This window comes from Nocardiopsis exhalans (genome assembly GCF_024134545.1).
In the GTDB taxonomy this organism is placed as follows: Bacteria; Actinomycetota; Actinomycetes; order Streptosporangiales; family Streptosporangiaceae; genus Nocardiopsis; species Nocardiopsis exhalans.
Window position 1 is genome coordinate 1,814,050 of the sequence record NZ_CP099837.1, and the last position, 13,553, is coordinate 1,827,602.

A 13,553-nucleotide genomic window follows, 5' to 3' on the forward strand; every position below is an offset into this window, starting at 1 on the left:
GCGGGGTGTGGCGCGGCGGCCCCGTGCGGAACGGGAGCGGTGGGGCCGCCGAGGGAGAACGTGGTCGGAGGGTGCCCAGTGGGTGCCCGGGACGAGGGGACCCGGCCCGGGCGGATGCGGCTGGTTGAGGGAGGGGCCTAGGCCGTGGTGGCCGGGTCCTCGCCGGTGCGGCGGCGTGCGGCGAACATCGCCACGGCGCCCGCCAGGACGGCCACCGCGGCGGCCAGGACCAGGCCGGTCAGGGCTGTGCCGGTGGTGGGCAGGGAGCTGCCGCCGCCCGAACCCGAACCGCCCGCGCTGCTGCCGCTGCCGGAGCCGCTGGAGTTGCCGCCGGCACCGTTGCCGGTGCTGTTGTTGCCGGAGTCACCGGAGCCGCTGCCCGAGCCGTTACCGGAACCGCTTCCCGAACCACCGGAACCGCCCGAGCCGGGGTCGCCGGTCTGGCCGCTGAAGGTGACCGGGACGAACTTGTCCTGCCCGCGGTCGCTGGAGCGCGTGTGGTCGTTTCTGGTGACCACGGCGCAGTCGGTGGCGGCGGAGAGGCAGTCGGTGTGCTCGTCCGAGCCCTTGACCGTCAGCTCGACGGTGAACCCGCCGTTGGTTCCGCTGCCGGTGTAGGGGGTGGCCAGGCCCTCGCCGTAGGGCGGCGGGTTGCTGGAGACCCAGGCCGAGGCCCCGCCACCGCCGTCCATGTCCACGCCGCCGATGCAGGGGCTGGGCGCCTGGGTGGCGCTGGCGTTGGCGGTGTCGCACAGGGCGACGTAGATGCCCTTGGACGTGTCGTAACCGTTGCCGGTCACGGTGACGCTCTCACCGTCGGGGTCGAGCCCGCTGGTCTTGGAGACCGTCAGCGTCAGGTCGGCCGGATTCTGCGGCACCGTCTGCGGCGCGGCCTGGGTCTGCGGAGCGTTCGGGGACTGGGGCGGGTTCGTGGTCGGCGGCTGGGCCTGGGGCGCGTTCGCCGGGGCGGCGAAGCTCACCGGGACCACGGCGACGACCGAGGCGGCCCGTGTCGGAGCGTTCCTGGGTGCCGCTGGGGCGAGCACCGGGGCGCTGCGGCCGGGGCCGGGGGCGGAGACGACCTCGTCCGGGGAGGGCTCACCGCTCTCGGCAGCGCTCTCCGTGGTGCTCTCCGCCGTGCTTTCCCCCGGGCTCTCGGCCGGGGCATCGCCTTCGGCCCAGCCGCCACGCTCGGATTCGCCGTCGCCGTCCTCGGCCTCGGTCAGAACGATCTCGAAGGGGTCCCCGGTCGCGTCCAGACCGGCCTCGGCGGCGAAGTCGACGCCGGTGTCGAGGTCCACGGTGAAGAGCCCGTCCTCGTCGACCTCGGTCAGGACGGTGTTCTCGGTGTCCAGGACCGCGGACTCGTCGGCGTCCTCGGTGTCGGCCGCCTCGGCGGGCACGGCCCGGGTGGTGATCTCGATCCGGCTGCCGGGGTCGTGTCCGGTACCGGAGACCGTGACGGTGTCGCCCTCGGGGGCGAGCCCATCGGTGCGGTTCACGGTGGTGATGCGGGGGTTGACGATGTCGTCGACCGAGTCGGCGAACGCCGTCGCGGGGACGGAGGCGGAAAGAACCGCCGCCGCCGCCACGGCGGCCATTGGTGGGAGAAGCCCACGGAGGGGAACCGCTGCGTGCATCAGGGGCCTTCGCGTTCGTGCGGGTCAGACGGCGTTCCGTCACCCGCGAGACCTGGGGAATGGATTTAGGTTACGCTTACCTTGGCGAAGTGAGCCTTACCTAACTCGATCCCGCGCCGGAACAGTTGACCACTGAACCGTCAGGGTTGTCAAGATTGTGACGACCTGTCATATAAAAGGTCGTGTCGCGCCCCCGCTCCCAGGCGACACCCCGGTACACGGATCAACCGAAAGCGACCGCCATGCCCCACGCCGTCCCCCGTCCCCATCTGCGTGGACGACCCAGACCGGGCCGCAGCGCCGCCGCTCTGCTGGCCGCTGCGTGCACCCTCGCCCTCACCGCCTGTACCGGCGAGGTCGCTCCCGTGGACGAACCGGCTGACGAGGGTATCCCCGGACTCTCCGAGAACCGCCTCCAGATCCTGGCGGAGACCGAAACCCCCGAGCTCCCCGTCACCGTCGACTCGGTGATCCTGGACCCCTACCGCACCAGCTCGGACCCCCTCGAGTACGAGGAGGTGGAGGTCACCGACACCAGCCGGATCCTGCCGCTCACCGGCGGCCTCGCCGAGATCGTCTTCACCCTCGGGCTCGGCGACAGCGTGGTCGGCCGCGACGTGGCGGCCACCTTCGACGAGGCCGCCGACCTGCCGGTGATCAGCGAGGGCCACGACGTCTCCGCCGAGTCCGTCCTCGCCCTCCAGCCCACGGTGATCCTCGCCGACACCCAGACCGGTCCCCCCGAGACGATCGAGCAGATCCAGGGCAGCGGCGTCCCCGTGGTGATCGTCGAGGAGGCCTGGTCCTTCGACGAGATGTACCCGCGCTTCGAACGCGTCGCCGAGGCGCTCGGCGTCCCCGAGTCCGGCACCCGGCTGGTCGAGCGCACCCGGGAGCAGATGGCCTCGGTCCGCGAGACCTCCGTCGAGGCCAGCGGTTCACCCCTGGTCGCCTTCCTCTACCTGCGCGGTACCGCCGGGGTCTACCTCCTGGGCGGACGGGGATCCGGCGCCGACGCCATGCTCGCCGAGATCGGCGCCCGCGACGCCGGGGTCGAGATGGGCTTGGACGTGGCCTTCACCCCCATCACCACCGAGGCGCTCATCGAGGCCCAGCCCGACGTCCTGCTGGTGATGACCAAGGGCCTGGAGTCCGTCGGCGGCATCGAGGGGCTGGTCGAGATCCCCGGTGTCGCCCAGACCCCGGCTGGCCGGAACGGCGCCGTCATCGACTTCGAGGACGGGGTCCTGCTCAACTTCGGCCCCCGTACACCCCAGGTCATCACGGCCATGGCCGAGGAACTCGCGGCCATCACCGGCGAAGTCGAGAGCGCCGAGGGCTCGGATGCCGAGGACACGGCTGCAGAGGACGACACCCCGTGACCGCCCTCTCCGAACGCTCCGCGAGCAGCGACACCACCACCGAACCCGATCCGGACAGCGGTGGCCGCGTCCTGCGCCGACTGCGCGCCGGACTCCTCCTGGGCGGCCTCACGGTCAGCCTCGTGGTCGTCGCCGTCATCGCTGCCGGGGTCGGTGCCTACCCCATCCCCGCGGGCCAGGTCGCCGCGTCGATCCTGCGTGCCATGGGCCTCGACGTGGGCACCGCCCCGGACCAGATCGCGCACACCGTCCTGTGGGACGTGCGCCTGCCCCGCGTCGTACTCGCGATCATGGTCGGCGCCGCCCTGGGCAGCGCGGGCGCCATGATGCAGGGCATCTTCGGCAACCCGCTGGCCGAACCCGGTGTGATCGGTGTCTCCTCCGGAGCCGCCGTCGGCGCGATCGTCGTCATCTTCACCGGACTCACCGTCTTCGGCCACTGGACGATCATCGCGTCGTCCTTCGTGTTCGGCCTGGCCACGACCCTGTTCGTGTACGTCTTCGCGCGCTCGCGCGGCCGCACAGAGGTCGTCACCCTGTTGCTCACCGGGATCGCGGTCAACGCCATCGCCGGGGCCGCGATCGGGCTGATGACCAACTTCTCCCAGGACGCCGAGATCCAGACCATCACCTTCTGGCAGCTGGGCAGCGTCTCCACCGCCACCTGGTCCAAGGTCGCCGCGATCGCGCCGTGCCTCTTCCTGGGCCTGCTGGTCATCCCGGTCTACGCCCGCCGCCTGGACCTGCTCGCGCTCGGCGAGGGACCCGCCCGCCACCTGGGCGTGGACGTCGAGCGCATGCGCCTGGTGCTCATCGGCGCGATGGCCCTGCTCACCTCGGCCGCGGTCGCCTTCGCCGGGATCGTCGCCTTCGTCGGCCTCGTCGTCCCGCACATCATCCGCATGATCACCGGGCCCGGCCACCGCGTGCTGCTGCCTGCCTCCGCCCTCGGCGGCGGCCTGCTGTTGCTCGCCGCCGACCTGCTGGCCCGCACCGTCGCCGCTCCGGCCGAGATCCCGCTCGGGGTCGTCACCGCGGCCCTGGGCGGACCGTTCTTCTTCTACCTGCTGCACCGCACCCGCGCCAAGCAAGGAGGCTGGTCGTGACCGGCACCGCCACCACCCCGGCCGCCTCGCCGTTGCGCCGGCGGCTCCGGCAGCGGTTCAGCACCGCCGTCGCGCCGCTGACCCGGGTACCCGCCCGCCCCGAACCCGTCGAACCCGGTACCGAGGTGGTTCGCGCCGAGGGCGTCACCGTCCGCCGGGGCGGGCGCGCCCTGCTGGACGGGGTGGACCTCACCGTCCGTGCGGGCGAACTCCTCGCCCTGGTCGGACCCAACGGCGCGGGTAAGTCCACCCTGCTCTCCGCGCTGTCGGGGGATGTTACCGGCGGCCCCGCCAAGGGCGAGCGGGGTTCGGGCACGGTGAGTCTGTTCGGCCGCGAGCTGGGGGAGTGGAACCCGCCCCAACTCGCCCTGCGCCGCGCCGTCCTGCCCCAGGAGGCCGCGGTAAGTTTCCCGTTCTCGGTCACCGAACTCGTCGCCATGGGCCGGGCGCCCTGGGCCGGTCTCAGCTCCCCGGCCGAAGACGACGCCCTCACCCGCTCCGCCATGGAACAGGTCGGCGTCACCCACCTGGCCGCCCGGCGCTTCCCCACGCTTTCGGGGGGTGAACGGGCGCGTGTGATGCTCGCCCGGGTCCTGGCCCAGGACACCGGCCTGCTGCTGCTCGACGAACCCACCGCCGCACTGGACATCCGTCACCAGGAACTTGTACTTTCCATCGCGCGTACGCTGGCGTCCCACGGTGGGGCGGTTATCGTGGTCCTGCACGATTTGGGGCTTGCGGCCGCGTACGCCCATCGTGTGGCGGTACTCTCCGGAGGACAGGTCGCCGCGCAGGGAACCCCCGCCGACGTGTTCAGTGCGTCGCTCCTCAGCGCTGTGTACCAACACGAGGTCGAAGTCCTGCCGCATCCGCGTACGGGGGTCCCGCTCGTCGTCCCCCTCCGGTCACCCGGGTGCACACGAAAGCGTCCACAGGAGTAGGTCGTATTGGTGTCCACAACTGAACGGCAGTCCCACGATGAGCCCCACCCCTCGGACGAGGGCCGGGAGCGGGCCCCGCGGGGCCGACGGCGTCGTGCCCGCAAACCGAGGACCACCCCGGGCGACGTCGTCCGCGGGTTCGTCCGGTTCTTCGGCGAGATCCTCCTGACGGCGGGTCTGCTGATGCTCTTCTACGCCGCCTACGAGGTGTACGGTTCCCAGTGGGAGACCGACCGTGAGCAGCAGGGTCTGGCTGACGGCCTGGACGAGGCGTGGGCCGTCGCCGATGAGCGGGGACCGGACTCCGAACCCCTCCCGGGCAGCGCCGACAGCCGCCTCTACGTCCCGGACCTGGACCTGGACTGGGTGGTGGTCAACGGCACCGAGCCCGACGACATCCGCTACAGCCCCGGCCGCTACACCCAGTACGACAGCGCCCCCGGCGAACTCGGAAACTACGGGGTCGCGGCGCACCGCACCCCCGGCCTGTTCTGGGACCTCGACCTGCTGGACGAGGGCGACGTCATGGTGCTGGAGGACGGCGAGAACTTCTACACCTACGAGGTCTTCCGCGAGGAGACCGTCCTGCCCGAGGACTTCTGGGTGGTCACCCCGGACCCCTTCGAGGAGGCCTCCGAGGAGGAGCCCGGCCGGGCCCTGCTCACCCTCACCACCTGTGCCCCCAAGCTGAACAACACGCACCGGCTCATCGTGTGGGCGGAACTGACCGAGACCACGCCCAAGTCCGAGGGCATGCCCGACAGCATCGCCCACATGGCGCCGGACGCGTAGGGGAAGGGACACACGAATGTACGGACTGATCTGGCACATCCTGCCCGGCCCCTGGGCCTCCAAGTTCATCATGGCGGTGGGCCTGCTGGCAGGTGGAGCCGCGCTGCTGTGGTTCTTTGCCTTCCCGGCGATCTCCCCGCACATGCCGTTCAACGACGGCGCGGTGGACACGACCGGGATCGGCGGCGCCGAGGTACCCGAGGGCGAGGTCGACCCCGAGGCTGTTGAGGTGGAGGGGGAGCCTGAGGCTGAGGAGGGCCCCGGGGCGGAAGAGGTAACCGCGGAAGGCGACGGGGCCTAGAACGGACGTGGCGGGCGAGGGCTGAGGTAGGCCTGGAGCAAGGCTTTCGAGACGGTTCTCGAACGACGGCGCGGCGCGGTGCGGCAAGCACCGTGCCGTTTGCCGTCGGGCGAGGCGGCAGCCGGTACCGGGACGGCACGGGCGTGTCCTGCCGGATACGCCCGGGGACGGGCGTTGTGCGCGGCACCACTGCCGGGGCTCCCGGATCGGTCTCCGGCGGCCGCTAACCTCAAGCAGGTGAGCAACGGGGGACGGAACGAATGACGGTGACGCAGACCACGGCGGAGGATCGCCTGAGCGGCCTTCGGGCCTGGCAGCGGGAGGCCTTCGAGGAGTACTTCCGCAGGCAGCCACGCGACTTCCTCGCGGTGGCCACGCCCGGCGCGGGCAAGACCACCTTCGCCCTCACACTGGCCAGCGAACTCCTCCGGCAGCACGCGGTACGCGCGATCACCATCGTCTGCCCCACCGAGCACCTCAAGAAGCAGTGGGCCGAGGCGGCGGCCCGGTTCGGCATCGCCATCGACCCGGACTTCAAGAACGGGCAGGGCGCCCTCGGCCGCCAGTACATCGGTGTGGCCGTCACCTACGCGCAGGTCGCCGCGCACCCGATGCTGCACCGCAACCGCACCGAGGCGCGCAAGACCCTCGTGATCTTTGACGAGGTCCACCACGCGGGCGATGCCCTGTCCTGGGGCGACGCGGTCCGCGAGTCCTTCGACCCGGCCACGCGCCGCCTGTCGCTGACCGGAACCCCGTTCCGCTCCGACATCAACCCCATCCCGTTCGTGGACTACGTCCAGGACTCCGCGGGGGTGCGCCGCTGCTCCTGGGACTACAGCTACGGCTACGGGCCCGCGCTGGAGGACGGCGTGGTGCGCCCGGTCATCTTCATGGCCTACTCCGGTGAGATGCGCTGGCGGACCCGGGCGGGCGACGAGCTCGCGGCCAGACTCGGCGAGCCCCTGACCCAGGACGCGCTCTCCCAGGCCTGGCGGGCCGCCCTGGACCCCAAGGGCGACTGGATCAAGAAGGTCCTGCAGGCGGCCGACCGCCGCCTGACCGAGGTGCGCAAGACCCACGCGGACGCGGGCGGCCTGGTCATCGCCAGCGACCACGAGAACGCCCGCGCCTACTCGCGCATCCTGCGCCAGATCACCGGCAAGGGTGCCACCGTGGTGCTCTCCGACGACCCCACCGCCTCCAAGAAGATCACCCGCTTCTCCAAGAGCGACGACCGCTGGATGGTCGCGGTCCGGATGGTCTCCGAGGGCGTGGACGTGCCCCGCCTGATGGTCGGCGTGTACGCGACCTCCACCAGCACGGCGCTGTTCTTCGCGCAGGCCATCGGCCGCTTCGTGCGGGTGCGCAAACGAGGCGAGGTGGCGTCGGTGTTCCTGCCGTCGGTGCCGACCCTGCTGGAGTACGCGGGGGAGATGGAGCGCGAGCGCGACCACGTCCTGGACAAGCAGCCCTCGGACGACGAGTACCCGGAGGAGGACCTCCTCAAGGAGGCCAACAAGAAGAAGGACACTCCGGACGCGGGGGAGGAGCTCCCCTTCGAGACCATGGAGTCCGCGGCCGAGTTCGACCGCGCGCTCTACGACGGCCTGGAGTACGGCGGCGGCGCGGCCGGCTCCAGCGAGGAGGAGGACTTCCTCGGACTGCCCGGGCTGCTCGACCCGGAACAGGTCTCCCAGCTGTTGCGCAAGCGCAAGGCCGACATCCACGCGAGTCAGCGCAAGGCCAGGGGCAAGGCGGAGCCGGAGGAGGAGTCGGGGCCCACCCACGAGGTCCTCGCCGAGCTGCGCAAGGACCTCAGCAACCTGGTCGGCGCCTGGCACCACCGCACCGGGAAGCCGCACGGGGTGATCCACAACGAACTGCGCCGGGCCTGCGGGGGGCCGCCGGTCGCGCAGGCCAGCCCGCCGCAGATCCGCGAGCGCATCGCCAAGCTGCGGGCCTGGGCCGTGGGCCAGAAATAGGTTCCTAGGTCAGGGGCGGGGCAGAGCCAAAGTGGTCACCCGTTGGTCGAATCGGGCAAATACTTAGCAAGACCGCGCAAGGCTCCCAATCACAAAGCAATCGGACAACTACAGTCCGTGAGGTGATTGGACGAAGCCCGCGCGGAGGCTCAGCCGCGACCTGGTCCGGCCTGACCCTGTGCGCACTCGCGCTGACCGGTCTGGTGGCGACCACGCTGCCGGAGCCCGCCGATTCCCAGCCCCCGGGGCCCGGGTCGGTGGCCGCGTTCGACGACCACTGTCCTCCCGGGCAGGAGCCCTGGGCGCCCGACAGTGCCGACACGGCGGCCCGGGAGTCGCAGAACCGGGTCGCCGACCCCGGTGCGGGCACCGCGGAGGGGGTGGAGGTCACCCCGGAGCAGGCCGCCGAGTACGAGGAACAGCTGCGCGAGGCGCTGGTCGCCCAGCGTGGCCGCGAGCTCGCCCCACCACACACGGTTCCGGTGGTCGTCCACGTGATCTCCGCCGAGGACGGCCGGGGTGACGTGAGCGACCGGCGGATCCGGGACCAGATCGACGTGCTCAACCGCGCCTTCCGGGGGGACTACGCGCGCGGCTCCGAGGGAACCGACACGGGCTTTCGCTTCGAGCTCTCCGCCGTCACCCGCCACGCCGACAACGTCTGGTTCGGCGACTTCAACCGGCACCGCGACACCATCCGGTCCCGCCTGCGCCAGGGCGGTCCCGAGACCCTGAACGTCTACACCACCGCACTCGACTCCGGGCTGCTCGGTTACTCGACCTTCCCGCAGAACTACGCGAACCACCCGGCACAGGACGGCGTGGTCGTCGCGCACGACACCCTTCCGGGCGGTGAGCGCGACCGCTTCAACGAGGGCCACACCGGCACCCACGAGGTGGGCCACTGGCTGGGGCTGTTCCACACGTTCCAGAACGGCTGCCAGAGCCCGGGCGACTACGTGGACGACACCCCGTACGAACGTGAGGCCGCGGCGGGCTGCCCGAAGGGCCGGAACACCTGCCCTCACCTGCCGGGCAAGGACCCCGTCACCAACTTCATGAACTACAGCGACGACCTCTGCATGACCCACTTCACCCAGGGCCAGGCCCGCCGCATGATCGACCACTGGGACGCCTTCCGCGGCGACACCGCCCGCGCCTGAGCCGAGCGAAGAAGTGCGGCGCCCCGGAACCTTCCGGGGCGCCGCTTTCAGTTACCAGGCATCCGTCTCTGTCAGTCTGTCGTCCCGCCGGTCGGCGAGGTCGTCCTGAAGGGTGCGTCCGTGCAGGTAGGCCCGTCGTTCCGCTCCGGTGGGGCTCGCGTTGCACCCGCGTACCCCGGCCCAGGGCGCCGCTGCCTCGGTATCCGTCTCGCTCACGCCTTCATGACGACCGTACGGGCTCGCTGACGTCAGCGAGCCCGGTGCCTCTGCCGGCGCGGCCCTTCGCCAGGACCACGCCGGCCGCGACCATGGCCACGCCCTTGCCGCCGTGCACGGGTTGGCCGCCCTCACCCGGGACCAGCGGATGTGGGAGAGCGAGCGCCAGGCGCGCCTTGGCGTCCTCGTGGAACGCCTGACCGGGTCGGACGGAGGCGGCCGGGCGTGGGGGGCCGGGCGGCGGGCGGGAATCCGGTGGCGGGCGTCGATAGGCTGGACGCATGGCAGCGAGCACCTATCTGACCGGGATCAAGCCCACCGGCGATTTCCACCTGGGCAACTACATCGGCGCGATCAAGCCCGCCCTGGCGGCGGCCGAGGTCTACGACACCTTCTACTTCATCGCGGACTACCACGCGCTCAACATCATCAAGGACGCGGACGAACTCCGTCAGAGCATCCGGTCGGGAGCTGCCACCTGGCTGGCCTGCGGACTCGACCCCGAGCGCACGGTCTTCTACCGGCAGTCCAGCATCCCCGAGACCTTCGAGCTCACCACCATCCTGAGCACCCTCACCCCCAAGGGCCTCATGAACCGCGCGCACGCCTACAAGGCCGCGCGCGACCGCAACAACGAGGCCGGGATCACCGAGCTCGACGCCGGAATCAACATGGGGCTGTACAACTACCCCGTGCTGATGGCCGCGGACATCCTCATCATGGAGGGCGAACGCGTCCCCGTGGGTCGCGACCAGTCCCAGCACATCGAGTACACCGCCGACATCGCCGGGTACTTCAACCACCGGTACGGCGACAGCTACAGCTTCCCCATCCCCAAGGGCGTCATCGACGACAGCGAAGCGAGCATCCTGCCCGGTACCGACGGCCGCAAGATGAGCAAGTCCTACGACAACCACATCCCGCTCTTCCTGCCGGAGAAGAAGCTCCGCAAAGCCATCAACCGGATCCCCACGGACTCCACCCCGGTCGAGGACCCCAAGAACCCGGACACCTCGATCCCCTTCCAGCTGCTCACGCACTTCGCCGACGCCGACAAGGTGGCCGACGTGCGCAAGCGCCTCGAAGCGGGCGGCATGGGCTGGGGCGACCTGAAGAAGGAGCTCTTCGAGGCGGTCAACACCGAACTCGGCCCCAAGCGCGAGCGCTACGAGGAGCTCATGGCCTCCGAGACCGAGCTTGACGACATCCTCGACGCCGGTCTCGAGCGCGCCCGCGAGAGGGCCCGCCGGGTGCTGACCAACGTCCGCGCGGCCATCGGCATCGACTAGTTCCCGGTTCCCGGGCAAGAGCACGGAGCGGCCGTCACCCCTCGGGTCACGGCCGCTCCGTCGTGCGAGCGGGGTGGGGCTCAGCCGACCAGCGGTTCGCCCTCCAGGTCCACGCCCGCCTCGCGCAGCTCAGCCAGGGCCGAGTCCACCGTCGGCCGGGCCACCCCGGCGGTCAGACCCAGCAGCACCCTGGTCCGGAAACCCTCGCCGTTGGCGTCCAGGGCGGTCGCGCGGACGCAGTGGTCGGTGGCGATCCCCACCACGTCCACCTCGTCCACGCCACGCGAACGCAGCCACCCGGCCAGGGTCGTCTCGCCGTCCCCGGCCGTGCCCTCGAAACCGCTGTAGGCCGCCGTGTACTGGCCCTTGCTGAAGACCTCCTCGGCCACGGAGGCGTCGAAGTCGGCGTGGAACTCCGCACCGGCGGTGCCCACCTCGCAGTGCCGGGGCCAGCTGTCCACGAAGTCGGGGTTCTCCGAGAAGTGCGCACCGGGGTCGATGTGGTGGTCGCGAGTGGCCACCACGTGGTCGTAGCCGCCCGCGCGCGCGTGCTCGGTGACGGCGGCCGCGGTACGGGCCCCGCCGTTCACACCCAGGCTCCCGCCCTCGCAGAAGTCGTTCTGTACGTCCACCACGATGAGTGCCCTGGTCATGTCGGCACCTGCCCTTCTTTCAGAGGATGCGGTCCGGTTGGAGTTCTAGTGGAAGACCGTGGGCAGCGCGGCGTCGCCCCGGGACATCCGCAGCGCCTGCTCGGGGAGCTCGGCCACGGTCGCACGGTGGCGTGCGCGCGCCTCGTGCACGGTCTCGCGCCCCACCACCTCACCGTCGGCGACCAGTCGCCGCAGCAGCGGGCGGGTCCCGACCGTTTCGGTCGGCTCGTGCGGATAGACCTCCTCGGACACCGCGATCCCCTTGTCGTCCAGCCGCCGCAGCGCCCACTTGCGCCCGCCCCGGCTGGGCTTGCCGACCGAACGCTTGGCGACCGGTTCCAACGGGGCCTCCGGTTCGAGGCCGCGGGCCCGCGCCACCAGCTTGTACACCAGCGAAACGGTCGGTGCGCCCGAACCCGTCACCAGGGACGTACCCACTCCGTACCCGTCCACCGGTGCCACCGCCAGGGCCTGGATCGAGTGCTCGTCCAGGTCGCCGGTGACCACGATGCGGGTCTCGGTCGCGCCCAGGGAATCCAGCTGGGTACGGACCCGGGAGGCGGTCGCCGCCAGGTCGCCGGAGTCGATCCGGACCGCGCCGAGCTCGGGTCCGGCCAGCTCCACCGCGTGCCGTACCGCGCGCTCGACGTCGTAGGTGTCCACGAGCAGCGTGGTCCCCTTGCCCATGGATTCCAGCTGGGCCTTGAACGCGTGCCGCTCGCTGTCGTGCAGCAGGGTGAAGGCGTGCGCGGCCGTACCACCGGTCGGTACGTCGAAGCTGCGCCCGGCCTCCAGGTTGGAGGAGGTCGCGAACCCGGCCACGTAGGCGGCGCGGGCCGCGGCCACGGCGGAGCGCTCGTGGGTGCGGCGCGAGCCCATCTCGATCAGGGGGCGGTCGCCCGCGGCCACGGACATCCGGGTGGCGGCGGAGGCGATCGCGCTGTCGTGGTTGTACACGGACAGCGCGAGCGTCTCCAGGATCACGGCCTCGGCGAAGGTGCTCTCCACGACCAGGATCGGCGAACCCGGGAAGTAGGCCTCACCCTCGCCGTAGCCCCACACGTTCCCGGAGAAGCGGTACCCGGAGAGCCATTCCAGTGTGGGTTCGTCCACGACGCCGTGGTCGGACAGGAAGTCCAGTTCCTCGCGGCCGAAGCGGAAGTGCTCCAGCAGGTCCAGGAAACGCCCGGTTCCCGCCACGACCCCGTAGCGGCGGCCCTCGGGCAGGCGTCGGGCGAACATCTCGAACACCGACCGGCGTGCGGCGGCCCCGCTGTGCAGAGCTCCCTGGAGCATCGTCAGTTCGTAGTGATCGGTGAGCAGCGCGCTGCTGCTGTCCTCGCTCATAGGGGCGAGCCTATGTGTTCGGGGCACGGCCGGTGCGGGTGCCCCACCTGCGCCGGGCGGGGCTCGTAGGAGGGCTTTGGGGACGGTGGTCGGAGTGACCTCTGCCGCATTGCCGCTCATTAATACCCACCTGGTTGGTAGAGAAGAAGTTGTGGGTACCCTGGTCCCATGCTGAGGATCGACCGCTCCATCCACGACCAGATCGTCGCCCACGCGCGCCGCGACCACCCCGACGAGGCCTGTGGTGTCGTCGCGGGCCCGGAGGGTTCCGACCGCCCGGAGCGGGTCATCGAGATGCTGAACGCGGCGCGCTCCCCGACGTTCTACGAGTTCGACTCGACCGAGTACAAGAAGGTCTACGACGAGCTGTGGGACCGGGACGAGGAGTTCGTGGTGATCTACCACTCCCACACCGCGACCGAGGCCTACCCCTCGCGCACCGACATCACCTACGCCCAGTGGCCCCAGGCCCACTACGTCCTCGTGTCCACCCGTGAGTCCGACACCGCCGAGTTCCGCTCCTTCCGGATCATCGACGGCGAGGTCACCGAGGAACCGGTGGAGATCATCGGGGCCGACGGCGGCCGATAGGCCAGCAGGCCGGTAGGCACGCGTGACCGACAGGTCCCGCGTACGACCGAGCAGGACCCCAACAGGGCTGTTGTCCACGCCACACCCCGGGGCGTCCCCGGAATGGGAGTGACGAGGCGCCTGTTGGACATGAACGCACAACAACGA

General features: G+C 70.9%; 14 protein-coding genes. 9 read left to right on the forward strand and 5 right to left on the reverse strand.

Annotation, left to right across the window (positions count from 1 at the left end):
• Positions 1-137 precede the first annotated feature (137 nt).
• Positions 138-1,601 carry a cell wall protein gene (locus NE857_RS08085; protein WP_254420417.1) on the reverse strand — a complete coding sequence of 488 codons (1,464 nt, stop codon included), beginning with the start codon at positions 1,599-1,601 and terminating at the stop codon, positions 138-140.
• 281 nt (positions 1,602-1,882) lie between these two features.
• Here NE857_RS08085 and NE857_RS08090 point away from each other — a divergent pair, with 281 nt between their 5' ends.
• The 7 genes from NE857_RS08090 (at position 1,883) to NE857_RS08120 (ending at position 9,310) form a co-directional block, all read left to right on the forward strand.
• On the forward strand, positions 1,883-3,022 hold the full coding sequence (locus tag NE857_RS08090) for a heme/hemin ABC transporter substrate-binding protein (RefSeq protein WP_254420418.1): 1,140 nt from the start codon (positions 1,883-1,885) through the stop codon (positions 3,020-3,022).
• The gene (locus NE857_RS08095; RefSeq protein WP_254420419.1) at positions 3,019-4,128 is read left to right on the forward strand and encodes a FecCD family ABC transporter permease; all 1,110 of its coding nucleotides are present in this window, start codon (positions 3,019-3,021) and stop codon (positions 4,126-4,128) included. Before NE857_RS08090 ends, NE857_RS08095 begins: the two co-directional genes overlap by 4 nt.
• Positions 4,125-5,069, forward strand: coding sequence for a heme ABC transporter ATP-binding protein (locus tag NE857_RS08100; protein WP_254420420.1), 945 nt, complete (start codon positions 4,125-4,127; stop codon positions 5,067-5,069). Before NE857_RS08095 ends, NE857_RS08100 begins: the two co-directional genes overlap by 4 nt.
• A 6-nt stretch (positions 5,070-5,075) precedes the next feature.
• Positions 5,076-5,861 (forward strand): class E sortase, encoded by a 786-nt coding sequence (locus NE857_RS08105; RefSeq protein WP_254420421.1) that lies wholly within the window; start codon positions 5,076-5,078, stop codon positions 5,859-5,861.
• Between the two features lie 16 nt (positions 5,862-5,877).
• Positions 5,878-6,162 carry a hypothetical protein gene (locus NE857_RS08110; RefSeq protein WP_254420422.1) on the forward strand — a complete coding sequence of 95 codons (285 nt, stop codon included), beginning with the start codon at positions 5,878-5,880 and terminating at the stop codon, positions 6,160-6,162.
• Between the two features lie 260 nt (positions 6,163-6,422).
• Complete coding sequence (locus NE857_RS08115) at positions 6,423-8,147, forward strand: DEAD/DEAH box helicase (protein ID WP_254420423.1); 1,725 nt, start codon at positions 6,423-6,425, stop codon at positions 8,145-8,147.
• A 122-nt stretch (positions 8,148-8,269) separates the two neighbouring features.
• Positions 8,270-9,310, forward strand: coding sequence for a zinc metalloprotease (locus NE857_RS08120; RefSeq protein ID WP_254420424.1), 1,041 nt, complete (start codon positions 8,270-8,272; stop codon positions 9,308-9,310).
• A gap of 51 nt (positions 9,311-9,361) precedes the next feature.
• Here the strand turns inward: NE857_RS08120 and NE857_RS08125 are convergent, their stop codons facing one another.
• Both NE857_RS08125 and NE857_RS08130 read right to left on the reverse strand, forming a co-directional pair.
• Positions 9,362-9,526, reverse strand: a complete 165-nt coding sequence (locus tag NE857_RS08125; RefSeq protein ID WP_254420425.1) for a hypothetical protein — start codon at positions 9,524-9,526, stop codon at positions 9,362-9,364.
• A gap of 4 nt (positions 9,527-9,530) precedes the next feature.
• Positions 9,531-9,809: a hypothetical protein gene (locus NE857_RS08130; RefSeq protein WP_254420426.1), complete on the reverse strand. Its 279-nt coding sequence runs from the start codon at positions 9,807-9,809 to the stop codon at positions 9,531-9,533.
• On the opposite strand from NE857_RS08130, the gene NE857_RS08135 reads away from it, so the two are divergent.
• Entirely contained in the window at positions 9,808-10,815 is a 1,008-nt protein-coding gene (locus NE857_RS08135) for a tryptophan--tRNA ligase (protein ID WP_254420427.1), read from the forward strand. The two genes, NE857_RS08130 and NE857_RS08135, sit on opposite strands and share 2 nt — an antisense overlap.
• Before the next feature lie 80 nt (positions 10,816-10,895).
• Here the strand turns inward: NE857_RS08135 and NE857_RS08140 are convergent, their stop codons facing one another.
• Positions 10,896-11,468 carry a nicotinamidase gene (locus NE857_RS08140; protein WP_254420428.1) on the reverse strand — a complete coding sequence of 191 codons (573 nt, stop codon included), beginning with the start codon at positions 11,466-11,468 and terminating at the stop codon, positions 10,896-10,898.
• A gap of 45 nt (positions 11,469-11,513) precedes the next feature.
• Entirely contained in the window at positions 11,514-12,815 is a 1,302-nt protein-coding gene (locus NE857_RS08145) for a nicotinate phosphoribosyltransferase (RefSeq protein WP_254420429.1), read from the reverse strand.
• A 168-nt stretch (positions 12,816-12,983) separates the two neighbouring features.
• Here NE857_RS08145 and NE857_RS08150 point away from each other — a divergent pair, with 168 nt between their 5' ends.
• A complete protein-coding gene (locus tag NE857_RS08150; RefSeq protein ID WP_254420430.1) occupies positions 12,984-13,406 on the forward strand; it encodes a M67 family metallopeptidase in 423 nt (140 codons plus the stop codon).
• Positions 13,407-13,553 lie beyond the last annotated feature (147 nt).